General features: G+C 67.2%; 29 protein-coding genes. 18 read left to right on the forward strand and 11 right to left on the reverse strand.

Annotated features, from left to right (window positions below; translation table 11 throughout):
* Together Q8K49_RS10740 and prfB are read left to right on the forward strand one after the other, a co-directional pair.
* A complete protein-coding gene (locus tag Q8K49_RS10740; protein WP_305306046.1) occupies window positions 1-2391 on the forward strand; it encodes a penicillin-binding protein 1A in 2391 nt (796 codons plus the stop codon).
* A 143-nt stretch (window positions 2392-2534) separates the two neighbouring features.
* Window positions 2535-3657, forward strand: a protein-coding gene (gene prfB, locus Q8K49_RS10745) for a peptide chain release factor 2 (RefSeq protein WP_305305969.1) whose coding sequence is annotated in 2 segments (ribosomal slippage) — window positions 2535-2603 and window positions 2605-3657 — 1122 coding nt in all. Because the reading frame shifts where the segments join, the coding sequence is not laid out codon by codon here.
* 156 nt (window positions 3658-3813) lie between these two features.
* Here the strand turns inward: prfB and Q8K49_RS10750 are convergent.
* The 4 genes from Q8K49_RS10750 to tyrS all read right to left on the reverse strand — a co-directional run bounded on the left by Q8K49_RS10750 (window position 3814) and on the right by tyrS (window position 7440).
* Complete coding sequence (locus Q8K49_RS10750) at window positions 3814-4368, reverse strand: polymer-forming cytoskeletal protein (RefSeq protein ID WP_305305970.1); 555 nt, start codon at window positions 4366-4368, stop codon at window positions 3814-3816.
* Entirely contained in the window at window positions 4319-5503 is a 1185-nt protein-coding gene (locus tag Q8K49_RS10755; protein WP_305305972.1) for a peptidoglycan DD-metalloendopeptidase family protein, read from the reverse strand. The genes Q8K49_RS10750 and Q8K49_RS10755 overlap by 50 nt, the downstream gene beginning before the upstream one ends.
* Window positions 5504-5707: 204 nt before the next feature.
* Window positions 5708-6175, reverse strand: a complete 468-nt coding sequence (locus Q8K49_RS10760; protein ID WP_305305973.1) for a peroxiredoxin — start codon at window positions 6173-6175, stop codon at window positions 5708-5710.
* An 8-nt stretch (window positions 6176-6183) separates the two neighbouring features.
* Window positions 6184-7440, reverse strand: a complete 1257-nt coding sequence (gene tyrS / locus Q8K49_RS10765) for a tyrosine--tRNA ligase (RefSeq protein ID WP_370867770.1) — start codon at window positions 7438-7440, stop codon at window positions 6184-6186.
* Between the two features lie 46 nt (window positions 7441-7486).
* Here tyrS and Q8K49_RS10770 point away from each other — a divergent pair, with 46 nt between their 5' ends.
* A complete protein-coding gene (locus Q8K49_RS10770; RefSeq protein WP_305305977.1) occupies window positions 7487-8017 on the forward strand; it encodes a DOMON-like domain-containing protein in 531 nt (176 codons plus the stop codon).
* Window positions 8014-9216 carry a DUF1343 domain-containing protein gene (locus tag Q8K49_RS10775; protein WP_305305979.1) on the forward strand — a complete coding sequence of 401 codons (1203 nt, stop codon included), beginning with the start codon at window positions 8014-8016 and terminating at the stop codon, window positions 9214-9216. The genes Q8K49_RS10770 and Q8K49_RS10775 overlap by 4 nt, the downstream gene beginning before the upstream one ends.
* Here Q8K49_RS10775 and Q8K49_RS10780 read toward each other — a convergent pair.
* From Q8K49_RS10780 to Q8K49_RS10790, 3 genes are read right to left on the reverse strand one after another with little or no spacing between them, the layout of a single operon-like run.
* On the reverse strand, window positions 9213-9653 hold the full coding sequence (locus tag Q8K49_RS10780) for a type II toxin-antitoxin system VapC family toxin (protein WP_305305980.1): 441 nt from the start codon (window positions 9651-9653) through the stop codon (window positions 9213-9215). The genes Q8K49_RS10775 and Q8K49_RS10780 overlap by 4 nt on opposite strands.
* Window positions 9653-9901: a type II toxin-antitoxin system Phd/YefM family antitoxin gene (locus Q8K49_RS10785; protein WP_305305982.1), complete on the reverse strand. Its 249-nt coding sequence runs from the start codon at window positions 9899-9901 to the stop codon at window positions 9653-9655. Before Q8K49_RS10785 ends, Q8K49_RS10780 begins: the two co-directional genes overlap by 1 nt.
* Before the next feature lie 54 nt (window positions 9902-9955).
* The gene (locus tag Q8K49_RS10790; RefSeq protein ID WP_305305984.1) at window positions 9956-10606 is read right to left on the reverse strand and encodes an alpha/beta hydrolase; all 651 of its coding nucleotides are present in this window, start codon (window positions 10604-10606) and stop codon (window positions 9956-9958) included.
* A 158-nt stretch (window positions 10607-10764) separates the two neighbouring features.
* Here Q8K49_RS10790 and Q8K49_RS10795 point away from each other — a divergent pair, with 158 nt between their 5' ends.
* From Q8K49_RS10795 to Q8K49_RS10855, 13 genes are all read left to right on the forward strand, one after another.
* Window positions 10765-11238: an Rrf2 family transcriptional regulator gene (locus Q8K49_RS10795; protein ID WP_305305986.1), complete on the forward strand. Its 474-nt coding sequence runs from the start codon at window positions 10765-10767 to the stop codon at window positions 11236-11238.
* Entirely contained in the window at window positions 11235-12374 is a 1140-nt protein-coding gene (locus Q8K49_RS10800; protein ID WP_305305988.1) for a cysteine desulfurase family protein, read from the forward strand. The genes Q8K49_RS10795 and Q8K49_RS10800 overlap by 4 nt, the downstream gene beginning before the upstream one ends.
* Window positions 12374-13840: a Fe-S cluster assembly protein SufB gene (gene sufB, locus Q8K49_RS10805; protein ID WP_305305990.1), complete on the forward strand. Its 1467-nt coding sequence runs from the start codon at window positions 12374-12376 to the stop codon at window positions 13838-13840. Before Q8K49_RS10800 ends, sufB begins: the two co-directional genes overlap by 1 nt.
* Window positions 13837-14574, forward strand: coding sequence for a GIY-YIG nuclease family protein (locus Q8K49_RS10810; protein ID WP_305305992.1), 738 nt, complete (start codon window positions 13837-13839; stop codon window positions 14572-14574). The genes sufB and Q8K49_RS10810 overlap by 4 nt, the downstream gene beginning before the upstream one ends.
* A complete protein-coding gene (sufC, locus tag Q8K49_RS10815; protein WP_305305994.1) occupies window positions 14574-15323 on the forward strand; it encodes a Fe-S cluster assembly ATPase SufC in 750 nt (249 codons plus the stop codon). The genes Q8K49_RS10810 and sufC overlap by 1 nt, the downstream gene beginning before the upstream one ends.
* Before the next feature lie 196 nt (window positions 15324-15519).
* Window positions 15520-16542 (forward strand): Fe-S cluster assembly protein SufD, encoded by a 1023-nt coding sequence (gene sufD / locus Q8K49_RS10820; protein WP_305305996.1) that lies wholly within the window; start codon window positions 15520-15522, stop codon window positions 16540-16542.
* A gap of 182 nt (window positions 16543-16724) precedes the next feature.
* Complete coding sequence (locus Q8K49_RS10825) at window positions 16725-17930, forward strand: aminotransferase class V-fold PLP-dependent enzyme (protein WP_305305998.1); 1206 nt, start codon at window positions 16725-16727, stop codon at window positions 17928-17930.
* 17 nt (window positions 17931-17947) lie between these two features.
* On the forward strand, window positions 17948-18322 hold the full coding sequence (locus tag Q8K49_RS10830) for an SUF system Fe-S cluster assembly protein (RefSeq protein WP_305306048.1): 375 nt from the start codon (window positions 17948-17950) through the stop codon (window positions 18320-18322).
* Window positions 18323-18333: 11 nt separating this feature from the next.
* The gene (locus Q8K49_RS10835; RefSeq protein ID WP_305306000.1) at window positions 18334-18726 is read left to right on the forward strand and encodes an iron-sulfur cluster assembly accessory protein; all 393 of its coding nucleotides are present in this window, start codon (window positions 18334-18336) and stop codon (window positions 18724-18726) included.
* Complete coding sequence (locus tag Q8K49_RS10840; RefSeq protein WP_305306002.1) at window positions 18726-19715, forward strand: methionine ABC transporter ATP-binding protein; 990 nt, start codon at window positions 18726-18728, stop codon at window positions 19713-19715. The genes Q8K49_RS10835 and Q8K49_RS10840 overlap by 1 nt, the downstream gene beginning before the upstream one ends.
* A complete protein-coding gene (locus Q8K49_RS10845; RefSeq protein WP_305306004.1) occupies window positions 19715-20380 on the forward strand; it encodes a methionine ABC transporter permease in 666 nt (221 codons plus the stop codon). The genes Q8K49_RS10840 and Q8K49_RS10845 overlap by 1 nt, the downstream gene beginning before the upstream one ends.
* 22 nt (window positions 20381-20402) lie before the next feature.
* Window positions 20403-21209 (forward strand): MetQ/NlpA family ABC transporter substrate-binding protein, encoded by an 807-nt coding sequence (locus Q8K49_RS10850; RefSeq protein ID WP_305306006.1) that lies wholly within the window; start codon window positions 20403-20405, stop codon window positions 21207-21209.
* Between the two features lie 3 nt (window positions 21210-21212).
* Window positions 21213-21581 (forward strand): TfoX/Sxy family protein, encoded by a 369-nt coding sequence (locus Q8K49_RS10855; RefSeq protein ID WP_305306008.1) that lies wholly within the window; start codon window positions 21213-21215, stop codon window positions 21579-21581.
* A 28-nt stretch (window positions 21582-21609) separates the two neighbouring features.
* Here Q8K49_RS10855 and Q8K49_RS10860 read toward each other — a convergent pair whose 3' ends face one another.
* From Q8K49_RS10860 to Q8K49_RS10875, 4 genes are all read right to left on the reverse strand, one after another.
* Window positions 21610-21840, reverse strand: coding sequence for a hypothetical protein (locus tag Q8K49_RS10860; protein ID WP_305306010.1), 231 nt, complete (start codon window positions 21838-21840; stop codon window positions 21610-21612).
* Entirely contained in the window at window positions 21837-22625 is a 789-nt protein-coding gene (locus tag Q8K49_RS10865; RefSeq protein ID WP_305306012.1) for a 1-acyl-sn-glycerol-3-phosphate acyltransferase, read from the reverse strand. Before Q8K49_RS10865 ends, Q8K49_RS10860 begins: the two co-directional genes overlap by 4 nt.
* 39 nt (window positions 22626-22664) lie before the next feature.
* Window positions 22665-23720: a GGDEF domain-containing protein gene (locus Q8K49_RS10870; protein ID WP_305306014.1), complete on the reverse strand. Its 1056-nt coding sequence runs from the start codon at window positions 23718-23720 to the stop codon at window positions 22665-22667.
* Window positions 23721-23832: 112 nt separating this feature from the next.
* Window positions 23833-25437: a DEAD/DEAH box helicase gene (locus Q8K49_RS10875; RefSeq protein WP_305306016.1), complete on the reverse strand. Its 1605-nt coding sequence runs from the start codon at window positions 25435-25437 to the stop codon at window positions 23833-23835.
* A 302-nt stretch (window positions 25438-25739) separates the two neighbouring features.
* Between Q8K49_RS10875 and Q8K49_RS10880 the strand changes: the two genes are divergently transcribed.
* Complete coding sequence (locus tag Q8K49_RS10880; RefSeq protein ID WP_305306018.1) at window positions 25740-26033, forward strand: hypothetical protein; 294 nt, start codon at window positions 25740-25742, stop codon at window positions 26031-26033.
* Window positions 26034-26056 lie beyond the last annotated feature (23 nt).

The raw sequence follows: 26056 nt of genomic DNA on the forward strand, positions 1-26056 counted from the left end.
ATGGCGGGCGTGGCCCTGCTGGGCGGGATCGCCCTGGCCGGGCTGGTCGTGGCCGTCTATGCGGCCTGGCTGTTCCATGACCTGCCCGACGCGTCCGAGCTGGCCGACTACCGGCCGGCCACGGCGACCCGGGTATACGCCGGCGACGGGACGCTGATCGGCGAATTCTCGGACGAGCGACGCATCTATGTGCCGTATGAGCAGATCCCGCTGCCGGTGATCCAGGCCTTTCTGGCGGCCGAGGATCGCAATTTCTTCCACCACGGCGGCATCGATGTGGGCGGTCTGGGCCGGGCCATGTTCAAGAACATCTTCAACGCCGCCACCGGGCGACGGCTGGAGGGCGGCTCGACCATCACCCAGCAGGTGGCCAAGAACGTCCTGCTGAACAATGAGAGCAGCATCAACCGCAAGGTCAAGGAAGCCATCCTGGCCAACCGGCTGGAAGCGACCCTGACCAAACAGCAGATCATGGAGCTGTATCTCAACGAGATATTCCTCGGCTATCGCTCCTATGGCGTGGCCGCAGCGGCCTACAACTATTTCGGCAAGTCGCTGAGCCAGCTGACGCCGGACGAGGCGGCTTTTCTGGCGGCCCTGCCCAAGGGGCCGAACAACTATCACCCCAAACGTCACCCTCAGGCCGCCCTCGGTCGCCGCAACTGGGTGCTGGGAGAGATGAACCAGAACGGCTTCATCAATGACGCGCAGCTGGCCACGGCGCTGGCCCGGCCGCTGTCCGCCCAGGATGCGCCGCGCCGGGCCCAGTACGCCGACGCCGACTTCTTCGTCGAGGAGGCGCGTCGTCAGGCCATCGCCCGCTTCGGCCAGGAAGAGGTCAACCGCGGCGGCTACTATATGCGCACGACGCTGGACCCGACGCTGCAGTCGGCGGCGCGCGACGCCCTGATGCGCGGGCTTGAGAACTATGACCGCCGGCATGGCTGGCGCGGGCCGTGGGGCACGACCGATTTCGCCGAGGGCTGGCGCGAGACCGCCGTGCGGGGCCAACGCCCGCCCGAGCGCCGGGCCTGGGAGGCCGCGGCCGTCGAATCCGTCGCCGGCAACAACGTCCGCATCCGCACCGCCCGCGACGACCGCTCGGGCTCGCTGATCGCCGAGGACGCAGCCTGGGCCAACGCCAACCGCCAGCTGCGGCGCGGCGACCTGATCTTCGTCGAGGCGCGGAGCGGGCAGTACGCCCTGAAACAGGTGCCCAACGTCAACGGCGCGCTGGTGGCGATCGAGCCCCAGTCGGGCCGGGTGCTGGCTATGGTCGGCGGCTATTCCTATGCCCTGTCCAGCTTCAACCGGGCGACCCAGGCGAACCGGCAGCCGGGCTCGGCCTTCAAGCCCTTCGTCTACGCCACGGCGCTGGAGGGCGACTATACCCCCACCTCGATCGTGCTGGACGCGCCGATCAGTTTCGCCGGCGGCCCCAACGGCACGCGCTGGAGCCCCGAGAACTACAGCCGCGAATACTATGGGCCGCAGAGCCTGCGGCGCGGGCTGGAGCTATCGCGCAACGTCATGACCGTGCGGCTGGCCCAGGACGTGGGCATGACCAATGTCGTCAGCCTGGCCCGGCGGATGGGCGTGGCTGACAATCTGCAGCCGAACCTGTCGGTGTCGCTGGGGGCCGGGGAGACCACGCCCTATCGCCTGACGGCCGCCTACGCCGCCTTCATCAACGGCGGGCGGCGGGTCGATCCCTATCTGATCGAACTGGTCCAAAACCGCGACGGCGAGACCATCTTCCGGGCCGACCGGCGCCGCTGCCGCGACTGCGGCCGGGCCTTCAGCGGCCAGGAGTCGCCCCGGCTCGAGGGCCGCGGGACGCAGGTGATCGATCCGATCACCGCCTATCAGATGAGTTCGATGCTGGAAGGCGTGGTCCAGCGCGGCACCGGCGCCAGCGCCCGCGGTCTGGGCCGCTGGGTCGGCGGCAAGACCGGCACAACCAATGAATACCGCTCGGCCTGGTTCGTCGGCTTTTCGTCCGACATCGTGGTCGGGGTCTTCATCGGCTTTGACGACAACCGACCCCTGGGGTCGGGCGAGACAGGCGCCACCGGGCCGGTGCCGGTGTTCACGGAGTTCATGCAGGTCGCCCTGCGCGAACGCCCGGCCCGGCCGTTCGTGCGGCCCCGGAACGCGATCTTCCGCACCGTCAACGGCATCGAGGAGGCCTTCCGCCCCGGCACCGAACGGCGTCGCGAGGAGGAGCGCCCGGCGCGGGAGGTCCCCACCGGCCCGCAGAACTACAATGAGGTGGTCCGCCGCGAAGAGGAGGAGGCGACCGGCCAGCCGCCGTCCACCGCCCCCGCTCCGCCAGCGACCCCGCCGCCGCCCAAGAAGGAGCCGGCGGAGGATTTGAGCGGGCTGTACTGAGTGGCTGGTGGCGAGTGGCTAGTGGCGAGTGATTGGGGCGGAGCTATCGCCGGTGCGAGCCGGTCCCCGGTGCACTCGCCACTAGCCACTCGCCACTAACCACTCTATGTCCGCGCCTCACTTTGGTATCGCCGGAGAATGCGATGAGACCGGATGTCGAGGCCATGAAGGCCGACATCGAGCAGAGCATCGCTCTGCTCAGGAGGCGTCTTTGACTGGGATGTCGCGCTTCGAAAACTCGATGAGCTGAACGCCCGGGTCGAGGACCCGACGCTGTGGAACGACCCCGAAGCGGCCCAGGCCGTCTCGCGCGACCGTTCGCGGCTGGCCGCCCAGATCGACACCGTCCGCGAGATGGAGACGGGTCTGGAAGAGGGCGTCATGCTCGCCGACATGGCCGATGAGGAAGGCGACGAGGCCACGCTGGAGGAGGCGCGCGCCTCCCTGAAGGCGATCAAGGACCGCGCCGGTCGCGCCGAGCTGGAGGCCCTGCTGTCCGGCGAGGCCGACGGCAATGACGCCTATCTGGAAGTGAACTCCGGCGCCGGCGGCACGGAGTCCTGCGACTGGGCCGGGATGCTGTTGCGGATGTATTCCCGCTGGGCCCGGGCTCACGGCTATGAGGTCGAACTCGAGGCCGAGGAATCGGGCGAACAGGCGGGTATCAAGTCAGCCACCATCCTGATCACCGGGCCGAACGCCTATGGCTGGCTGAAGTCGGAATCGGGCGTGCACCGGCTGGTGCGGATCAGCCCGTATGACGCGGCGGCCAAGCGGCACACCTCCTTCGCCTCGATCGGGGTCTCTCCGGTGGTGGACGACGCCATCGAGATCGACATCAATCCGTCCGACGTCCGCACCGACACCTACCGCGCCTCGGGCTCGGGCGGGCAGCACATCAACAAGACCGACTCGGCGGTGCGGCTGACGCACATTCCGACCAATACGGTGGTGGCCTGTCAGGCCGGCCGGTCACAGCACCAGAACCGCGAACAGGCGTGGAAGATGCTGCGCGCCCGTCTGTATGAGCTGGAGCTGCAACGGCGCGAGGCGGCGGCCCAGGCCGTGGCCGACGCCAAGACCGACATCGGCTGGGGCCACCAGATCCGATCCTACGTCCTGCAGCCGTATCAGATGGTCAAGGACCTGCGGACCAACGTCGAGACGTCGGACACGCAAGGGGTGCTGGACGGCGATCTGGACATGTTCATGGGCGCGGCGCTGGCGGCGCGGGTCGGTGAGACGCGCGGATCGACGGTCGAGTAGAAAAACGTCTCCTCCCCGTTCGCTCTTGCGAATGGGGAGGGGGACCGCGAAGCGGTGGAGGGGTTTGTCCGAGCGTGCCGCCGGCAGCCCCTCCGTCTCGTCGGCTGCGCCGCCGATCCACCTCCCCATCGCTGCGCGACAGGGAGGATACTGCCCTCAGGCCGACGGGCCCTTCATGTCGATGATCTGCGGCGCGGGCTCGAGCGCCGGCGCGGCGGGGCGGGGTGCGGGGGCCGGCGTCGGAGCCGGCGCCTCGCGGCGGCCTTGCAGGACGCGGCCCTGGAAATAGGCGCCGATGTCGATCGACATCTGTTCGGCGGTGATGTCGCCGTCGACATAGGCCGTGGCGATCAGCTTGACCTGCTTGCCCGAGATGCCGCCGACGATGCGGCCGCGAACCTCGACATAGTCGGCCGAGACATTGCCCTCGACCGCGCCGGTCTCGCCCACGATCAGGCGGCCGACGCGGACGTCGCCCTTGATCGCGCCGTCGATCTGGAGATCGCCGCTGCCGGTGATGCCGCCCTCGAACTGGAGGTCGGCCGACAGGGTCGACAGGCCGCGCGCACTGGGCGCGGCCGGAGACGGGGCGCGGGCCGGCGCAGCCGGCGAACCGCCCGGCATGGGCAGGTCAGGCAGCGGCGGGATCGCTGAACCGTTGTCAGCGCGAGGCTGGGGCGACGGGGCGGGGGATTTGGTCTTGTTGAACAAGTTGGTCTCCGGCTCTCATGAAGCGGGCGGGGTTTTGCGGGCGGCCGTCCATCCACACTTCGTAATGCAGATGCACGCCGGTAGAGCGTCCTGTGGTTCCCATGGCGCCGACACGCTGACCGAGGTGGATCCGCTGGCCGGGAAGGACCGCCGTGGCGTTCAGGTGGGCGTAGCGCGTCTTGAAACCGCGTCCATGATCTATCTCAACGGTGTTGCCATACCCTGAACGTACGCCGACGAAAGACACGATTCCGGGAGCGGGGGCGTAGATGGGCGTGTTGAGCGGAGCGGCGAAATCCTGACCCTGATGCAGGGCCGGGCGACCATTGAACGGGTCGAAACGGACGCCGAAGCCCGAGGTGGTGCGGGCCTGGGTCGGACGGCGGAAGGGCATGCCTTCGGCGGCGTTGGCCAGCGAGCGCATGTCGGACAGGTTGTCGGCGGCGTGGCGGATGCGCACGGCGAAGGCCTCATCGACGTCCAGCACGGCGGCGAGGGCCCGAGGATCGCGCGCCTCTACCAGCGGACCGCCGAGGGCGGCGTCGTGCGGCGCATAGGCGGCCGGGTTCAGGCCGGCGAGGCGGAAGGCCAGCCGCAACCGCTCGGCGCGGGTCTGGGCCTCGGTCTCGGCGCGGGCGATCAGCCGTTCCTGATCCATGCGCACGGCGATCATGCGCTGGACGGGGGAGGAACGATCAGGATTGAGGGCGGGGGCGGGCCGCAGCGCCTGTTCGGCGCCGTCGACGCCGCGGAACATGCCCATGACCTGGGTCAGGGCCGCGTGGCGGCGCTCGACCATCTGGGCCATTTCGTCGAGCGAACCGGTCGTGGCGGTCATACGCACCACGGCGCTGTCCAGCCGCGCCTGCAGGTCGGCGTTCATGCGTTCCGAGGCGGCGCGGGCGCGGGCCACGGTGCGGTCGGCCTGGCTCTGGGCCACCATGTCGTAGACGAAGCTGCCGGAGGCCATGACGGTCCAGCCGCCCAGCAGGACCGCGGCCACGGCGCCCAGCGCCTGCTTTCCGGGCGTCAGGGCCCAGGCGCGGACGGCATCGCCGTCACGCAGATACAGATATCGGGTCGGAAACCATTTTCCGATCAGAGACCGCCTGACGGTCGGCTCTTGTTCGGTCATCACGCAACGCCCCCACAACGTTCGACGAGGGGTTATGCGCCAAGGTATAGCTTGGGGACAAGTCTGTTCACGACTTGTTAACCATCCTGGGCGGTCTTCACGCGAAGAACGCCGGTATTGGGCGCCATTATTCGCTTGGCAGGCGAGTCCGCGAATCTATGTAACGCCTGTTACATCTCCAGCGGGGTCTGGATCGTTCCGTGATCAGAGCGATTGTACGGTCGCCAACACTTCGGCCGCATGTCCCTTGACTGACACCTTGCGCCAGACACGGCGGACGACGCCGCCGCCGTCGATCAGGAAGGTGGCGCGCTCGATGCCCATATATTCGCGGCCGTAAAGCTTTTTCTGAACCCAGACGCCGAAGGCTTGGGTCACGTGCTCCGACTCGTCTGAGGCGAGGATGATTTTGAGATCGTATTTGGCCTTGAAGCGGTCGAGCTTCTTCACCGGATCGCGGGAGACCCCGATGACGGTCGCGCCGGCGGTTTCGAAGTCGGCGATCAGGGCAGAGAAGTCCTGACCCTCGGTGGTGCAGCCGGGGGTGTCGGCCTTGGGATAGAAATACAGAACGACCGTCCGGCCCTTCAGCCCGTCCAGCGAAACGCGACCGCCGTCGGCGGTGGCCATGTCGAACGCGGGGGCCTTCGAGCCTTCGGTGATCTCGGTCATGGCGGCCTTCAGACGGGACGGACGAGAACGATCTTCTTCTTGCCGGCGGCCAGTTTCAGCACGCCGTCGGCATTGACGTCCGACGCCTCGATCAGTCGCGCGCCGTCGGCGATGGCCTCGTCGTTCAGACGCAGGCCGCCGCCCTGGGCGAGGCGGCGGGCCTCGCCGTTGGAGGCTGTCAGCCCGACCTTGGTCGTGACGGCGGCGATCATGGCGCCGATCACCTCGGCGGAGGGCAGTTCGACAGTGGGCAGGTCGGCCGACAACGTGCCCCGCTCGAAGGCGCCCTCGGCGGCGGCGCGGGCCGTCGCGGCGGCGTCGGCCCCGTGCAGCATGGCGGTGGCGGCGTCGGCCAGCGTCTTCTTTGCGTCGTTGATGCCGGCGCCTTCCAGCGCTTCAAGCCGGGCGATCTCGTCCAGCGGCAGGTCGGTGAACAGGCGCAGAAATTTGCCCACGTCGGCGTCATCGACGTTGCGCCAGAACTGCCAGTAGTCGTACGGGCTCAGCTGTTCGGCGTTCAGCCACACCGCGCCCTGGGCCGTCTTGCCCATCTTGCCGCCCGAGGCAGTGGTCAGCAGCGGCGTGGTCAGGCCGAAGGCGGCCTTCTGGTCCACGCGGCGGACCAGATCGACGCCCGAGACGATATTGCCCCACTGGTCCGAGCCGCCCATCTGCAGGGTGCAGTCGCGGGCGCGGTTCAGCTCCAGAAAGTCCACCGACTGCATCAGCATGTAGTTGAACTCGATGAAGGTCATCGGCTGCTCGCGCTCAAGCCGCAGCTTGACCGAGTCGAAGGCCAGCATCCGGTTGACGGTGAAATGCGTGCCGTAGTCGCGCAGGAACTGGATGTAGCCGTAGCCCGACAGCCACTGGTCGTTGTCCAGCATGATCGCGTCGGTGGGGCCGTCGCCGAAGGTGAGGAATTTCTCGAACACGGTGCGGATCGAGGCGATGTTCGACTGGATGGTCTCGTCGGTCAGCTGGGGCCGCGAGGCGTCCTTGCCGGTAGGGTCGCCGACCTTGGTGGTGCCGCCGCCCATCAGGACGATGGGCTTGCCGCCGGCCTGCTGGAGCCGGCGCAGCATCATGATCTGGATCAGGCTGCCGACATGCAGGGACGGCGCCGTGGCGTCGAAGCCGATGTAGCCGGTGACCACGCCGGCGGCGGAGGCGGCGTCGAGCTCGGCCGGGTGGGTGATCTGATGGATGTAGCCGCGCGCCTGAAGCGTTTGCAGGAAGTCGGACTGGAAGGCGGGCTCGGTCATCGCATCAGGCTTGGCTTGGGAGGGAAGGGGCGTGTAGCACGAGGGCATGGAAGCGCGAACAGCCCCGGCTCCGACGGTGAATTTGCAGCCGCATCCCGACGCGATCGACACGCCGGCGACCGGCATCGAGGTTCACGTCGAGCGCGACGGCCTGCTGCTCTGGTTGCGCTTCGTGGTCGAGGGCGATGTCGACAGGATCGTCTGGCCCGCCCCGGCGGAACAGGGGCGGGCAGACGACCTGTGGCGGCACACCTGTTTCGAGGCCTTCGTGGCCACGGACGACGGCTATGTCGAATACAACCTTTCGCCGTCCAGCCAGTGGGCTTCTTATCGCTTTGATGGGCCCCGCGCCGGGATGCGGAGGGCGAATGAGGTGGCGACGGTGGAGGGACTGGATGGGGCCTCCGGCCTGGTTGCCCTGGAAGCGCGAATCGAGCTGCCGAATGGCGCGCGGCGTCTGGGCTTGTCAGCCGTGATCGAGACCTCCGACGGCGATATTAGCTATTGGGCGCTGGCCCATCCGTCCGCTCGCCCGGACTTCCACCATCCCGACTCATTCATTCTGGACCTGCCATGAAATTCGGCATCGACCGCCTGATCTCCGAGCCCGAACTCCGGGCGGCGCTGAAGGGGCGCAGGGTCGCCCTGCTGGGGCATCCGGCGTCGGTGACGGACGACCTGACGCATTCGCTGGATGCCCTGATGGCCTGTCCCGACCTGAACGTCACAGCGGCCTTCGGGCCGCAGCACGGGATGCGGGGCGACCTGCAGGACAATATGATGGAGAGCCCGGACTTCACCGACCCGCAGCATGGCATTCCGGTGTTCAGCCTGTACGGTGAGGTGCGCCGGCCTGGCGGTCAGGCGATGGGGACGTTCGACGTTCTGCTGATCGACATGCAGGACCTGGGTTGCCGCATCTACACCTTCGTGACGACGCTGCTCTATGTTCTGGAAGAGTCGGCGAAGCACGGCAAGGCGGTCTGGGTGCTGGACCGCCCCAACCCCGCCGGCCGACCTGTCGAGGGCACGACCTTGCTGCCGGGCTGGGAGAGTTTCGTCGGCGCCGGGCCGATGCCGATGCGGCACGGCATGACCCTGGGCGAGATGGGCCACTGGTTCATCGACCACTTCAAGCTGGATGTGGAATACCGCGTCATCGCGATGGAGGGCTGGGACCCGGATCGGGCGCCGGGCTACGGCTGGCCGATCGGCGAGCGCAGCTGGATCAACCCCAGCCCCAACGCCGCCAATCTGTCGATGGCGCGGGCCTATGCCGGTACAGTGATGCTGGAGGGCACGACGCTGTCGGAGGGGCGGGGCACGACGCGGCCGCTGGAGCTGTTCGGGGCGCCGGACATCGACGCCCGGGCGGTGATCTCGGAAATGCGGGCGCTGGCGCCGGAATGGCTGGCGGGATGCCGGCTGCGCGACTGCTGGTTCGAGCCGACCTTCCACAAGCACGTGGGCCTGCTGTGCAACGGGGTGCAGATCCATGTCGACGACCCGGCATACGACCATGCGGCGTTCAGGCCGTGGCGGGTGCAGGCGCTGGGGTTCAAGGCGATCCGGCGGCTGTATCCGGACTACGCCCTGTGGCGGGATTTTCCGTACGAGTATGTCTTAGACAGGCTGGCCATCGATGTGATCAACGGCGGGCCGGGGTTGCGGGAGTGGGTCGATGATCCGACGGCGACGCCGGCCGACCTGGATGCGCTGACTCTGACGGACGAGGCGGCGTGGGTGGAAGCGCGGCGACGGTTTTTGCTCTATTAAACCGACGGGTTCAGGTTCAGAAAGAGGGTGCGCACTCCAACTATGTCCCCGGCTTCCGCAAACGTTCGATCCAGCGTGCAAACTCGAGCATTGAGGGATTGCGCGACCGCCATATGCAAGGCATCGCCGGCTCTCAGCTTGGTTTCGATGCGATCGGCAATTCTGGCCGCCATGTCGAAATGATGCTCCTGCACTGAATGCATGACCAGGATTTCGTCGATGAGCTTGTCGATTGTCTCTAGGGATATCTGGCGCTCATCCTCGTTAATCCTGCCCGCGCGACGTTTCATCGCCAATGCCGACGAGACTTCGGTGATCGCCCAAGTGCTGGTGCACAATCGTCCGGCCGGTTGAGTGGCGAACCAAAGCTGGACGTCCGGTGACGCAATCTCCTTGCTTACGGCGGCGACAAGCAAAGACGAGTCGAGATAGTCCATCAGTAGCGATCAGTATCGCGCATGGCGCGGACGAAGTCTCCGGCGCTTACGTCCTGGTAGGTCATTCCGTCGGTCGCTGCGCGGAGCTCTTCCACGGTGATGGTCCGACGCGGCTTTTTCTCGAAGGGTGGCACGATCCGAGCTACGGGCTTGCCCCGTTTCAGAATAGTGATGTCTTCGCCGGCACTCGCCCGGTCCACGAGCGCACTCAGATGAGCCTTGGCGTCAGCGAGATTGATCCGTTCCACAATGCGCTCCTGACCAGTTAGTTGGTCAGTTGTAGCACGGGCGCGAAGGGGCCGCTACGCTGGTTTCTCAGCCAGCCGCTTGTCCAGATACGCCCCGACGCGGCTCTCGACCGCGCCGATGTGGTCCTGCCAGAAATGGGTCGCGCCCTCTTCCAGCTCATAGTCGATGACAATCCCTTTTTGGGTGCGCAGCTTGTTGACCACGCGCTCGACCTCGACCGGCGGCACGACGGTGTCATTGGTGCCGTGCAGGAACAGGCCCGAGGCCGGGCAGGGAGCCAGGAAGCTGAAGTCGTACATGTTCGAGGGCGGCGAGACCGAGATGAAGCCGTCGGTCTCGGGGCGGCGCATCAGCAGCTGCATGCCGATATAGGCGCCGAACTGATAGCCGCCGACCCAGGTCTGGGAGGCGCCGGGGTTTTGCGTCTGCAGCCAGTCCAGGGCGGTGGCCGCGTCGGCCAGTTCGCCGATGCCGCTGTCGAACTCGCCCTGCGACTTGCCGACGCCGCGGCTGTTGTAGCGCAGCGTCGCGAAGCCGCGCTTCTGGAACAGCTGGTACAGGGTCACGGCGACCGGGTTGTTCATATGCCCGTTTGCCTTGGGGTGCGGATGCAGGATCAGGGCGATCGGGGCGTTCGGGCGCTTGCCCGGGGAATAGCGGCCTTCGATGCGGCCGGAGGCGCCGGGCAGGATGACTTCAGGCATATGCGGCGAATTCCGTGTTCAGCTGTCATTTCGCACCTGCGTAATACTTGACCACAGCGGTAGGACTTTCTAAGTCCAGCCTGCGCGTCGACGCCTTTGCGAAGGCGCGGGTTCTAGCACAGGACCCTCGAAAAGCGCGCGATTTTTGAAGGTGGGCGATGCGTCTGTCGACCAAGGGACGATACGCCGTGATGGCGATGGCCGATCTGGCCAAGAACGGACAGACCGACGGCGTGGTCCGGGCTGTGTCGCTGGCCGAAATTGCGACGCGTCAGGAGATTTCGCTGAGCTATCTGGAGCAACTGTTCGCCCGGCTGCGCAAGGGCGGCCTGGTGCAGAGCGTGCGCGGTCCTGGCGGCGGCTACCGGCTGGCCAAGGGCGCGCATGAGACGGTGGTGGCCGAGATCGTCCTGGCCGTCGACGAGCCCATCCGCGCCACCCGCTGTATCGGCCATTCCTCGCCCAAGGGATGCATGATGGCCGGCGAACGCTGCATCACCCACAATCTGTGGGAGGATCTGGGGGACGAGATCCACCGCTATCTGGCCGGGGTGTCGCTGGAGGATGTGGTGATGAACCGCACCGGGGCGCGGCGGCGGGCGACGGACGAAGAAGTGGGGGTTGCGGCGTGAGCGGGGTCTATCTGGACTACAATGCTTCCGGCCTGGTCCGGCCCGAGGTTCAGGACGTGATGGCGAAGGCCTTGGCCGACAACGGCAATCCGTCGGCAGTGCATGCGGCGGGGCGGCGGTCGCGGGCGCGGATCGAGACGGCGCGCGCGCAGGTGGCCGATCTGGTCGGGGCCGATCCGACGGCGGTGGTCTTCTCCAGCGGCGGCACAGAGTCCAACGCCCAGGCGATCCTGAGCGCCATCGCCGCGGGCTGCGAGCGGCTGATCGTCGGCGCGACCGAGCATCCGTGCGTGGCCGAGGCGGCGGCGGTGAGCGGCCTGCCGGTCGAAATCCTGCCGGTCGATGCGGACGGAGTGGTCGATCTGGGCTGGCTGGCCGGGGCGCTGACGCGTCCGGGCCGGGCGGTGGTCGCCATCCATCACGCCAACAATGAGAGCGGCGTGATCCAGCCGATCGCCGAGGCGGCGGCGCTGACGCGGGCGGCGGGCGGCTGGCTGCACGTCGACGCCATCCAGTCGGCGGGCAAGATCACGGTCGACATGCGGACGCTGGACGCGGACACACTGACCCTGTCGGCGCACAAGTTGGGCGGGCCGCAGGGCGTGGGGGCGCTGATCTCGAAAGAGGGTGTTCCGATCATCCGCACCCTGCACGGGGCGGGGCAGGAGCGGGGGCTGCGCGCCGGCACGGAGAATGTGCCCGGCATCGCCGGCTTTGGCGTGGCGGCGGACTGCGCCATGCGGGACCTGCCGACAGCAATGGCGCACAAGGCATGGCGCGATGCGGCCGAGGCGCAGGTCACGGCGGCGGGCGCGACCATCATCGGCGGCGCGGTCGAACGCCTGCCCAACACCCTCTTCATGGCCGTCGAGGGCTGGGACAGCCCGCAGCAGCTGATCACCATGGACCTGCAGGGCGTCATGGTCTCGGCCGGCAGCGCCTGTTCTTCGGGCAAGACCAAGCCGTCCAAGGCGATCAGCGCCATGGGACTGGATCATCTGGCCCCGGGCGGCGTGCGCGTCTCGGGCGGCTGGGGCACGGTCGAGGCGGATTGGGTCCGGTTCGCCGACGCCTGGGTCGCTTCCTACGAAAAGCATCGCGCGCGGGCGGCCGGGCGGGTCAGGGAAAACGCCTGATGGCTGCCGTCCAGAAAACCATCGACGCCGTCGCCGCCCTGGAGAAGTACGAACACGGCTTCACCTCGGACATCGAGACGGAATACGCGCCGCGCGGGCTGAATGCCGACATCGTGCGCTTCATCTCGCAGAAGAAGGGCGAACCCGAGTGGATGCTGGACTGGCGTCTGGCCGCCTATGAGCGCTGGCTGGCGATGGAGGAGCCGACCTGGTCGTCGGTGAAATACACGCCGATCGACTACCAGAGCCTGTTCTACTACGCCGCCCCAAAGGAGAAGGCGGGGCTGAAGTCGCTGGACGAGGTCGATCCGGAAATTCTGGCCATCTACGCCAAGCTGGGCATCCCGCTGAAGGAGCAGGAGGTGCTGGCGGGGGTCGAGGGCGCCCCGCGCTACGCCGTCGACGCGGTGTTCGACAGCGTGTCCGTGGTCACCACATTCAAGGCGGAACTGGCCAAGGCCGGGGTGATCTTCATGCCGATTTCCGAGGCCTTGCGCGAACATCCCGAGCTGGTGCGCAAATATCTGGGCTCGGTGGTGCCGGTCTCGGACAATTATTTCGCGGCGCTGAACAGCGCGGTCTTTTCGGACGGATCGTTCGTCTACATCCCGCCGGGCGTGCGCTGCCCGATGGAGCTGTCGACCTATTTCCGCATCAATGCGAGCCAGACCGGCCAGTTCGAACGCACCCTGATCATCGCCGACAAGGGCAGCTACTGCTCCTATCTGGAGGGCTGCACCGCCCCGATGCGCGACGAGAACCAGCTGCATGCGGCGGTGGTCGAACTGGTGGCGCTGGACGACGCCGAGATCAAATATTCGACGGTGCAGAACTGGTACCCCGGCGACGCCGAGGGCAAGGGCGGGATCTATAATTTCGTCACCAAGCGCGCCGACTGCCGGGGCGACCGGTCGAAGGTCAGCTGGACCCAGGTCGAGACCGGCTCGGCCGTGACGTGGAAATATCCGTCCTGCATCCTCAAGGGCGAGGACAGCTCGGGCGAATTCTATTCCATCGCCATCACCAACGGACATCAGCAGGCCGACACCGGCACCAAGATGATCCATCTGGGCAAGAATTCGAAGAGCCGGATCATCGCCAAGGCGGTGTCGGCCGGAAAGTCGGACTCGACCTATCGCGGGCTGGTCTCGGTGCATCCCAAGGCGACCGGGGTGCGCAACTTCACCCAGTGCGACAGCCTGTTGATCGGCAAGGACTGCGGCTCGCACACCGTGCCCTATATCGAGGCCCGCAACGGTTCGGCCCAGCTGGAGCATGAGGCGACGACGACGCGCCTGTCGGACGACCAGCTGTTCTACGCCCAGCAGCGCGGCCTGTCGCAGGAGGAGGCGGTGGCTCTGCTGGTCAACGGCTTTGTGCGCGACGTGATGCAGACCCTGCCGATGGAGTTCGCCGTGGAGGCGCAGAAGCTGGTGGCGATCAGTCTGGAAGGGAGCGTGGGGTGAGCGATACGCAAACCATCACGCGTGACGCTTTGCGAGGGTTGGTCCTCGAAGAGATCAAGCGGATCGCTGCTCGTGATGGCGAGACGCCGGGGATTCAGTCTTTCGCGCGCGAAACCGGCATTACCAAAAGCAGGATAGTTGGTGTCCTCTGGGCCAAATGGGGCGATGCCCTAACCGAGGCAGGGTTGGCGCCGAATGGACTCCAGTCGCGGTTGGATGACGATCATGTTCTGAACGCGCTGGCAGTTGCATTTCAACAGGCAGGCCGTGTCCTTTCGAGCAATGAACTGCGATTCCATGCGGGAAAGACCGACGGCTTCCCGTCTCACAGTACGTTGGACAATCGGTTTACCGGACGTGCTGGCATGCTCGACAGGTTAGCCGAATACGCACGTGATCGAGCTGAATTTGCAGACGTCTTGGCCATGCTGGCGGACCGCCCGGTCGCCGTGGCGAAGGCCAAGGTCCCGTCGGCAGGAGACGGTAGCGTCTACCTCATCAAGTTCGGCCCGCACTATAAGATCGGTCGCAGTAATGACGGGCTTCGTAGAGCGCGAGAAATCAAAACTCTGCTGCCCGAAGATGGCGAGATCATTCACTTCATAACCACGGACGATCCAGTCGGCATCGAAGCCTATTGGCACAACCGGTTCAAAGACCTGCGACTTCGGGGTGAGTGGTTCAAGCTCACCATCAGCGATGTCGCAGCCTTCAAGCGAAGAAAATTCCAGTAATGCTCTCCATCTCCAACCTCCACGTCGCCGTCGGCGACACGCCGATCCTCAACGGCCTGACGCTCGACGTTCCGGCGGGCGAGGTGCACGCCATCATGGGGCCGAACGGGGCCGGCAAGTCGACGCTGGGCTACGCCGTGGCCGGGCGGCCCGGCTATGAGGCGACGCAAGGCGGCGTGTCGTGGAAGGGCGAGGACCTGCTGGGTCTGGAGCCCGCCGAGCGGGCGGCGAAGGGCGTCTTCCTGTCGTTCCAGTATCCGATCGAGATTCCCGGCGTCCCGGCCCTGACCTTCGTGCGCACGGCGTTGAACGCCCAGAAGCGCGCGCGAGGCGAGGAGGAGGTCTCGGCGCCGGCCTTCCTGAAGCTGGTCCGGGCGGCCTCAGCCGCGCTCAAGATGGACTTCGACATGCTCAAGCGGCCGCTGAACGTCGGCTTCTCGGGCGGCGAGAAGAAGCGGATGGAGATCCTGCAGATGGCCCTGCTGGAGCCGTCGCTGCTGATCCTCGACGAGACGGATTCCGGCCTCGACATCGACGCCCTGCGCATCGTGTCCGAGGGGGTCAACGCCCTGCGCTCGCCCGACCGCGCCATGCTGGTGATCACCCACTACCAGCGCCTGCTGGACTACATCAAACCTGACCGGGTGCATGTGCTGGCCGGCGGCCGGATCGTGGCGTCCGGCGGGCCGGAACTGGCGCATCAGCTGGAGGCGGAAGGGTATGACAAATACCTGCCGGAGGCTGCGTGAGAAGGGTGATGGCAATCAACAAAGCCCTCCCCCTCGAGGGGAGAGGGTTGGGTGGGGGTGCTCGCGCCGCTGAGACCCGGATGGGCGCGAAGGGCCCGGTCCGCGCCTCTCGCGTCAGGTCCGCCGAAAGCCTGCCTCCACCCCCATCCCCAACCCTTCCCCCGTCGAGGGGGAAGGGAGTCGCGGGACGGCCGGCATGAGCGCCCGGATCGACCTCCGCGACCCGTCCTCCTTCCCGACTCGCCGGGTCGAGGCGTGGAAATACACCGATCTGCGCCGCTTCCTGCGCGAGACGCCGCCGGCGTCGCCGGCGGGCGAGGTCGCGCCGGGCGGGCCGTTTGCGGTGCTGGGCGGGAACGAGCTGGCGGTGGTCAACGGCCGCTGTGACGGCTTCCCCGGATTGGTCGCCGAGGGGCCGGGCGACCATATCGCGCGGCTGCGGTTCGTCTCGACGGCGGACGGTGCGGGGCATCAGGCCAGCGTGGCGGTCGAGGTCAAGGCGGGGGCGTCGCTGCTGCTGCTGGAAACCTATGAGGGCCGGGCGGCGGGCTATGTGTCCAATGTCGCGCTGGAGATCAGCCTCGGCGCCGGGGCGCGGCTGATCCGGGTGGTGATCGAGGACGACGCGGCGGACGCCCTGTCCATCTCGACCGCCGAGGTGAGCATGGGCGAGGGCGCGTCTTTCGCCCAGACGGTGCTGACCACGGGGGCGAAACTGCAACGGCATGAGACGCGGCTGGCCCATCCGGGGCAAGGCGCCGAGGTGCGGATCGACGGCCTGTATCTGCTGGACGGCGCGCGGCATTCCGACCTGACCAGCGTCGTTCACCACAACGGCCTCAACGGCGTCACCTCGCAACTGACCAAGGGCGTCGTCCGCGACACCGCGCGCGGCGTCTTCCAGGGCAAGATCGTCGTCGAGCGCGGGGCCGACGGGACGGATGCGCGCATGGGTCACCACGCCCTGATCCTCGGCGAGCGGGCCGAGGTGGACGCCAAGCCGGAGCTGGAAATTTACGCTGACGACGTGCAGTGCGCGCACGGCAATACGGTCGGCAATCTGGACGAGGCGGCGCTGTTCTATATGCAGCAGCGGGGGTTGCCGGCCGACGAGGCCCGGGCGTTGCTGACCCAGGCCTTTCTGATCGAGGTCGTCGACCGGATTGGGCACGAGGGCGCGAGAGAGGTGGTTCGCGCGTGGTTGGAGGCGAGGCTGTGACGGTGGCTCCTTCTTCACCCTTCCCCCTCGACGGGGGAAGGGCCGGGGATGGGGGTGCGTGCGCCAGTTTCTCCGCAGCGGGCGCGGGAGGCGTCGTCGATTGCGCCCCAGGTTCCGGACCCGCCGCCGTCGGTGCGAACACCCCCACCCAACCCTCCCCCGTCGAGGGGGAGGGCTTTGATGTGTACGCCGCCCGGGCCCAGTTCCCGATCCTGTCGCGGTCGGTGAACGGCAGGCCGCTGGTCTATCTGGACTCCGCCGCATCGGCGCAGAAGCCGCGGGCTGTTATCGACGCCATGACGGCGGCGATGGAAGGCAGCTATGCCAACGTCCATCGCGGCCTTCACACCTTGGCCAATGAGACGACCGAGGCCTTCGAGGCGGCGCGCGAGGGCGTGGCGCGGTTCCTGAACGCCGAGGCGGCGACCAACATCGTCTGGACCAAGGGGGGGACCGAGGCCATCAACCTGGTCGCGGCCGGGATCGGCCAGTCGATCCGGCCGGGCGACGAGATCATCGTCAGCCAGATGGAGCACCACTCCAACATCGTGCCCTGGCATATGCTGCGCGAGCGGTGCGGGGCGGTGCTGAGGTGGATTCCGGTGCTGGACGACGGCTCGCTGGATATGGCGGCCTATACCGACCTGCTGGGGCCGAGAACAAAGGTCGTCGCGGTCACCCACATGTCGAACGTGCTGGGGACCATCAATCCGGTGCAGGCGATCACCGGGATGGCCCACGCGGTCGGGGCGCGGGTGCTGATCGACGGCTGTCAGGGTGCGGTGCACGCGGCGCCGGACGTCCAGGCCATCGGCTGCGACTTCTATGTCTTCACCGGCCACAAGCTGTACGGCCCGACCGGGATCGGCGCGCTCTATGGGACCGCCGAGTCGCTGGATGCCCTGCCGCCGTATCAGGGCGGCGGCGAGATGATCGAGACGGTCGCGATGGACAGGGTCACCTATGCCAAGCCGCCGCACCGGTTCGAGGCGGGGACGCCGCCGATCCTCGAGGCCATCGGCCTGGGCGCGGCGATCAAATGGCTGACGCGGTTCGACCATGGGGCGGTCGCGGCGCATGAGTGCGCGGTCTACGCCCATGCCCGCGAGCGGCTGGAGGGCGTCAACTGGCTGAAGGTCGTCGGCGAAGCCGAAGGGAAGGGCGCCATCCTGACCTTCACCGTCGAGGGCGCCCATGCCCACGATATCGCCCAGGTGATGGACCGCTACGGCGTCGCCGTGCGCGCCGGCCTGCATTGCGCCGAGCCGCTGGCGAAACGATTTGGCCTGACGTCGAGCGCCCGCGCCAGCTTCGCCCTATATAACACCCTCGAGGACGCCGACGCCTTCGCCGACGCCCTGATCAAGGCCCGTGAGTTCTTCGCATGAGCGACCCGACGACCCCGATGACTGACAGCGCGGCCTTCGCCGAAGCCTGGGACGCGCCGCAGAAGAGCGCCCTGGCCCAGGGCGAGATCGACCGGATGACGGACGACATCATCGTGGCGCTCAAGTCGGTGTTCGACCCGGAAATCCCGGTCGACATCTATGAGCTGGGGCTGATCTACAAGGTCGACCTGTCGGACGACCGCGATGTGGCCATCGAGATGACCCTGACGGCCCCCGGCTGCCCGGTGGCGGGCGAGATGCCCGGCTGGGTCGAGGACGCAGTGCGGAAGGTCGAGGGTGTCAAGTCAGCCCGGGCGGAACTGACCTTCGATCCGCCGTGGGACGCGTCGAAGATGAGCGACGAGGCCAAGCTGGCCCTGAACATGTTCTGATGGACCGTCCCATGACCGAGCTTCACACCACGCCCCGCACCCGCCGCCCGCGCCCCGCCATCGTCACCCTGACCGACGCGGCGGCTGAACGGGTGCGCGCATTGACCGAGGCCGGCGGGCACAAGGCGCTGCGCGTCGGCCTGAAGAATGCCGGCTGCGCGGGGCAGGAATACACCTTCGCCTTCGCTGACCAGATCGGGCCGCTGGACGAGGTGGTGACCGACAAGGGCGCGACGATTGTCGTCGACCCCAAGTCGATCCTGTTCCTGATCGGGTCCGAGATCGACTACGAGACGACGAAGCTGGCGTCGAAATTCGTGTTCCGGAATCCGAACCAGACCGACGCCTGCGGCTGCGGCGAGAGCGTCACCATCATTCCGGCCAAGGCGTTCGAGATCGACTGATGATCCGGCTGGAGGGTGTCACAAGGCGCTTTCACAGCGCGGCGGGCGAGCGCGTGGCGCTGGACGCAGTCGATCTGACGGTCGAGGCGGGCCAGGTGTTCGGCGTGGTCGGACGTTCGGGGGCCGGCAAGTCGACCCTCATCCGGACCATCAATCTGCTGGAACGGCCTGACGCGGGGACGGTGACCGTCGACGGGCGCGAGATGACGGCCCTGCCGCCGGCCGAGCTGCGCGCCGCGCGCCGTCGGATCGGCATGATCTTCCAGCATTTCAACCTGCTGAACGCGAAGACGGTGGCCGAGAACGTGGCCTTCCCGCTGCGGCTGGAGGGCCGACCGACGGCGGATGTCGATCGGCGGGTGGCGGAGCTGCTGGAGCAACTCGGGCTGTCGGAGCATGGCCGGAAACATCCAGCCCAGCTGTCGGGCGGGCAGAAGCAGCGGGTGGGCATCGCCCGGGCGCTGGCCTGCGAGCCCGGCGTCCTGCTGTGCGACGAGGCGACCAGCGCGCTGGATCCCGAGACGACGGATGAGATCCTGTCGCTACTGGACCAGCTGAACCGCGACCTGAAACTGACCATCGTGCTGATCACCCACCAGATGGAGGTGGTGCGCCGCGTCTGCGATCGGGTGGCGGTGCTCAAGGACGGGCGAGTGGTGGAGGAGGGGGCGACCGCCGATGTCTTCCTGCATCCGCTGCATGCCGCGACCCGCGCCATGCTGGCTGAGGGCGAGGAAGGTTTTGACGCCACGACCGTTCCGCCCGGCGGGCGGCTTGCGAAGCTGACGTTCCGCGGCGGTTCGACCTATGAGCCCGAACTGAGCCGCGTCGCGCGCTCGGTGGGGGTGGATTATTCGATCCTGTCGGGGCGGATCAGCCGCATCCGCGGCGAGCCCTATGGCCAGCTGGTCGTGGCCTTCACAGGCGGGGACGCCGAAGCGGCCGTGGCCCAGTTGACCGCGCGCGGTGTCACGGTGGAGGCCGCGTGATGGACGCCTTCTTCGCAAACGTGGATTGGCCTGAGATCGCGCGGGCGTCGCGGGACACCCTGTTGATGCTCAGCGGGTCGATGGCGCTGACGGTTGCGTTCGGCATTCCGCTCGGCGTGCTGTTGTATCTGTCCGGCAGGGGGCGACTGGCGGCCAATCCGGTCGTGAATGCGGTGTTGTCCCTGATCGTCAACATCCTGCGATCAGTGCCCTTCATCATCCTGCTGATCGTCATGCTGCCGGTGACGGTGCTGCTGGTCGGGACGTCGCTGGGCGTGGCTGGAGCCATTCCGCCGCTGGTCTTCGGCGCGGCGCCCTTCTATGCGCGGCTGGTCGAGACGGCGCTGCGTGAGGTCGACAAGGGGGTGGTCGAGGCGACCCAGGCCATGGGCGGCTCGACTTTCCAGATCGTGACCCGCGCCCTGCTGCCCGAGGCCATGCCGGGCATCCTCGCCGGCGCGACCGTCACCGCCATCGCCCTGGTCAGCTATACCGCCATGGCGGGGGTGGTCGGTGCGGGGGGCTTGGGAGACCTGGCCATCCGCTTCGGCTATCAGCGCTTTCAAACCGATGTCATGGTCGTCACCGTCGTGCTGCTGCTCCTGCTGGTGCAGCTTCTCCAGATGCTCGGCGACCGGCTGGTCGCCGCCGTTTCCCACCGCTGATCGCTCCCTCGAAAGGCCCGCCATGAACCGCCGCTCGCTCCTGATCCTTGCCGCCGCCGCGACGGCGCTCGCCGCCTGCGGGCAAGGAGCGGACAAGTCCGCCGGAACCACGGGGCCGTTGATGGTCGGGGCGACCGCAGTGCCGCACGCCGAAATCCTGGAACACATCAAACCGTTACTGGCGGCGGAAGGAATCCAGATCGAGATCAAGGTGTTCAATGACTATGTTCAGCCCAACACCCAGCTGGCCGAGGGTCGGCTGGACGCCAACTATTTCCAGACCAAGCCCTACCTGGACGAGTTCAACGCCTCGCGCGGCTCGGACCTGATCACAGTGGCCGGGGTGCATGTGGAGCCGCTGGGGGCCTATTCGCGCCGCTTCCGTACGCTGGCTGAACTGCCTGACGGGGCGCAGGTGGCGGTGCCCAATGACGCCTCCTCGATCGGCCGGTCGCTTATCCTGCTACAGAAGGCCGGGCTGGTGCGGCTCAGGGATCCGGTCAATCCGCTGCAGACGCTGCGTGACATTGTGGAAAACCCGAAGAACCTGCGCTTCCGCGAGTTGGAGTCCGCGACCCTGCCGCGAGTGCTGGATCAGGTCGACATGGCGGTGATCAACACCAACTACGCCCTCGACGCCGGCCTGAAGCCGCGCACCGACGCCCTGACCCTGGAAGGGGCCGACAGTCCCTATGTGAACTATCTGGTGGCGCGGCCGGACAACCGAACCGATCCGCGCATTGTGGCGCTGGCGGCCATGCTGCGCAGCCAGGCGGTCAAGGATTTCATCGCGCAGAAATACGATGGCGCGGTGATCCCGGCGGCTTGACCCATGGCCTATGATCCTGATTTCGGCGAATGGGTGCGGGAGCATTTCTCCGCTTTGGGCCCGCTTGAGATAAGGCGGATGTTCGGCGGGGCCGCCGTCTATGCGAACGGGCTGATCTTCGCCCTGCTGGATGACGGCGTCATCTGGCTGAAGGCGGACGAAGGCAACGCGCCGCTGCTCGCGGACGCGGGGGCGCGGCAGTTCACCTATCCGACAAAGGGCGGGGCGGTGATGGCGATGGCCTACTGGTCGCTGCCGGAGAGCGCGCTGGACGATCCGGACGAAGCCGCGGACTGGGCCCGAAAATCGGTCGAAGCCGCCCTGCGCAAGGTCGCGGCGAAGAAGCCGCGCAAGTCGAAAGCTAAGCTCTGACGGAAACGGCCTTCGCTCGGACCGCCGATCACTTGGGAGGCAGTTGAGTCTTCGCTTCGGCTATCAGCCACTCGATGACCTCCAGCGGCACGCCAGTAGAACCGGTGGTGACGGTGAAGTCGCCCGTCGGATCGTCGAAATAGACCTCGGCGACCATCCCGTCCTGCGCGTCCCGAAGCTCAAGGACCATACCGTCGCGCGGGTTCACGTCCGAGCCGAGATCAACGGTGTAGGTCCTGTCGCGGAACGTCTTGGTCACGCCGTTGCCGCCGCCAGTTTCGCCGCCCGCGCCACTTCATCGGGCGCCAGCATCCGCACCGCCGGCGCAGCCGGGCGGCCTGTCGCCTCGGCGATCAGTTCCGCGGTTTTGCCTTCGACGGCGGCTTCCAGCCGGGCCAGAAACTCCTCCTTGCCCAACCCCGTCGGAAGGGGATCGAGGAATTCCAGCGTCGCCACGCCCGGATTCTTGCGGAATGCCTCCTGCGGCCAGAACAGGCCGAGGTTGGTGGCCAAGGGTACGACCCGCATGTCGAAGTCGCGGTACATGTGCCAGACGCCCGAGCGGTAGCGGAATTTCTCGCCGACCTTCGCGAGATTGCCCTCGGGATAGATCAGGATCTTGCGGCCCGCGGCGTGGGCCGTCGCGCCGCTCTGTTTCAGCGAATCGCGAGCTTCGCGGCCGCCGCAGTTGTTGACGACGATGGCGCCCAGCTTGCGCAGCACCGTGCCGAGCAGCGGAAATTTCTCCAGATGGTCGCCGGTGACGAAGGCCAGGTCGTCGAACTGGTCGTAGGTGGCGAAGCCGTCGCCCCAGCTCTGGTGTTTCGAGGCGATGATGAAGGCGCCGGCCGGCAGGCGTTCGCGGCCCCGCACCTGCAGGCTGATGCCGGCCAACAGCCGCATGGCCTGCACCATCCGCTTCACATAGCGGCGGATGATCCAGCTGGTCGCGCCGCGACCGGGGGTCAGGGCCGCGAAGGCGGCGGCCGAGGCATAGACAATCGACAGGAGCCAATAGGCGACGTTGAAGGCGAAGCTGCGCATCGGTCCACTATGCCGCGAAACGGCCCGGGCGGAAGGGCTTCAGGCGGCCTGGTCGAGACGGTCGGCGCTGGTGACGCGGTTCCGGCCGGCGTGTTTGGAGGCGTAGAGCGCTGCGTCGGCGCGATCCAGCAGGGCGGAAGCGGTTTCGCCCGGCCGGCGCTGGGCAAAGCCGGCGGACAAGGTCACCGCCCCCAGTTCATCGTCGGTCGAGCGGCGGCGCAGCGAGCGGGAGGCGATCTCCTTGCGGATAGCCTCCAGCGCGGTCTCCACCTGGGCCCTGCTCTCGTGCGGGAAGATCATGGCGAACTCCTCGCCGCCGTAGCGGGCGGCGATGCGGGGCGCCTTGGCCACCCGCCCCATGACGCTGGCGACATAGCGAAGGACCTGGTCGCCGGTCTGGTGCCCCCAGGTGTCGTTGAACCGCTTGAAGTGGTCGATATCGAGCACGGCAAGGGTCAGGGCTCCGCCCCCGGTCTCGGCCTGGGCGCAGGCAGATTCGAGGTGTTCGTCGAACGCCTTGCGATTGGCCAGATTGGTCAGGGCGTCAGTCATGGCGTCGCGGCGCACCTGTTCGAGGTTTTCGCGCAGACGAGCGACCTCCCGCGTCGAGTCATCCAGCCGCTTCTCCAGCGTCTCATTCTCCCGCTGGACCTTGCGGGTGGCCGAGGTGAGGCCGGAAACGATGGTCTGGAGGCCGGCTCCGTCGCCGGCGGCCTCGATGCTTGTCGCGGCCTTGTCCAGGGTCTGGCCGTAGGCGGCCTGCGATTCGTGGGCCTTAGAGATGGCTTCGGACACGCTGGAAAGTTCCCGATCCAGCTCGCGACCGGCGTCGCGAATCTCTTCGGTCAAACGCCCGCGCGGCAGGTATTCGGCGGCCAGCATGTCAGCCGTCGCCTCGGTAAACGGCTCGGACGCCGCCAGGATACGTTTGATTTCCCGGCCCAACGGCCCTTCCGGGTCGCCCAGATAGTGGACCCAGATCTCGAAATTCAGCGGAGTCGGCCAGACGCCGGCTGATTCCATCGCCTCGATGACCCGGCGCGCCAAGCCGTAGGCTTCAGGTCCCCGAAGAGTGGTTTCGAGCTGAGCCGCCATACGAATTCCTCGACGGGCCGCCCTGAGCGACCACCTACCGCCCGCGACGCTATGCGTGGTTCGGTAACGTCGGGTTAAATCCGGTTCGCTGACCGTCGATTTTTGAGCTCAGTCAGCTTTTGAGGGAGGCTGGCCGGCGCAAGAAGGCAGGAATATCGCCTTCGCCGAACGGGCGGCCGTTCGAGCGCTGCGGCTCAGGGTTCGCGCTGTCGCCGCGACGGTCCGACTGGCGCAGGTGGGTCTCCTGCACCGGGCGGTCCTGGGACGGGGCGGAGGGCGTTTCGACGGGGGCAGGGACCGGAGGTGCCGCCTCGATCGGCGTCGCCAAGGTGGGCTTGGCGCTGCGGCGGCTGCGGGTCCGGCGCGGCTTGGCCGCGTCCGACGCCGCGACATCAAGGGCGAGCGGCTCGACGGCGACCTCGGCTTTCGCGACCGGTTCGGGCGCGGGCGCCGGCTCGACAGCCGCGACCGGTTCGACAGCGGCGTTCTGCGGCGTTTCCCGCGGACCCCGGCCACGGCTGCGAACCGGAGCGCGCTCGGAACGACCCGAGTCGCGGCGCGGCTGGTCCTTGCCGGGCGAGAAGTCGACGCCATCCAGGGTCAGCTCAATGGGATCCATCTTGATCAGCTTCAGAACCTTGTCGAGCGACCGGTCGTCCGCAGGAGTCACGATCATGAAGGTCTGGCCCGTCTTGCCTGCGCGACCGGTGCGGCCGATGCGGTGCACATAATCGTCGGCGTGGTGCGAGACGTCGTAGTTGAAGACGTGGCTGACGTCGGGGATGTCGAGGCCGCGCGCCGCGACGTCGGAGGCGACCAGCAGCTTCAACTCGCCCGAGCGGAAGGCGGCGAGGGTCTTCATGCGCAGCGACTGGTCGAGGTCGCCATGGATCGGCGCGGCGTCGAAGCCGTGCTGTTTCAGCGACTTGGCGACGACATCGACTTCGGTTTTGCGGTTGCAGAAGACGATGCCGTTGCGCACGTCGGCGCGGCCGATCAGGGCGCGCAGGGCGGCGCGCTTGGCCTTGGGATCGCTGGAGGGAATGCGGACCAGATACTGGGTGATGGTCTCGGCCGTCATGGCGGGACGCGAGGCCTCCAGCCGGGTCGGATCCTTGAGGAACTGGGTCGTCAGCCGGGTGATCTCGGGCGGCATGGTGGCCGAGAAAAACAGCGTCTGGCGGCGCGGCGGCGTCAGTTTGAAGATGCGCTCGATGTCGGGGATGAAGCCCATGTCGAGCATGCGGTCGGCTTCGTCGATGACCATGATCTCGACGCCGTTCAGCATCACCTTGCCCCGCTCGAACAGGTCCAGCAGGCGTCCGGGCGTGGCGATCAGGACATCGACGCCCTTGTTCAGCAGGGTCACCTGGTCGCCCATGGAGACGCCGCCGATCAGCAGGGCCCAGCTCAGCTTGGTGCCCTTGGCGTATTTCTCGAACGATGATGCGACCTGATCGGCCAGTTCGCGGGTGGGGGCCAGGACGAGGGCGCGCGGCATGCGGGCCTTGGCGCGTCCCGACGACAGCCGGTCGATCATCGGCAGGGTGAAGGCGGCGGTCTTGCCGGTGCCGGTCTGGGCGATGCCGAGCACGTCGCGACCCGCGAGGGCGACGGGAATGGCCGAGGCCTGAATCGGGGTGGCGGTGGTGTAGCCGGTGTCGGCGACGGCCTTGAGAGTCGTGGCCGAGAGGCCAAGCTGGGAGAATTCGGTCATGTGTCCTTGGACTGGATAAGGACGTCCCGCGCATCGGGCCGTCGTGCGATGTCGCGGAACCGCCCTGCTATGGGCGAGCGGGCGGCGCGAATCGCCAGTCCTGTCCCGAACGTGCGCCGCATATAGAAGCCCCCACGCCAGAGTCAACTATTCGTGTGCCCGGCGTCGGGGCTTGGCATTCCCTAACCGATTGTTAATAATCTGCGCTGGGAAGGGTTGATATGGGGCTTTGTATGCTGCGAACGCTTGCCGTCGCGACACTGGCTGTCGCATGTCTGGCTGCGGGCCCCGTTTGGGCCGAAATGAATTCCGTATTCGGCAATACAGTCGTGTCGCGCTATCCGGATGGCGGCTGGGTCAAGCACTGGTTCAATCCTGACGGCACCTATCTGGCCCAGTTCTCCGACGGTCGTCGCCTGGCGGCGCGCTGGACGGTCACCGGCGAGCGGGTCTGTCTGACCAATATGCGGCCCTATATGCTGGTTCCGCGCTTCTGCACCGAGATGGTCGAGGCCCAGATCGGCCAGACCTGGCAGTCGCGCGATCCCTTGGGCCGTCGGGTTCAGAACGTTCTGGTCGCGGGCCGGAACCCTTAGCTTCCATTATCCCCCGCGGGTTG

It is taken from the genome of Brevundimonas sp., from assembly GCF_030682035.1.
Classification (GTDB): domain Bacteria; phylum Pseudomonadota; class Alphaproteobacteria; order Caulobacterales; family Caulobacteraceae; genus Brevundimonas.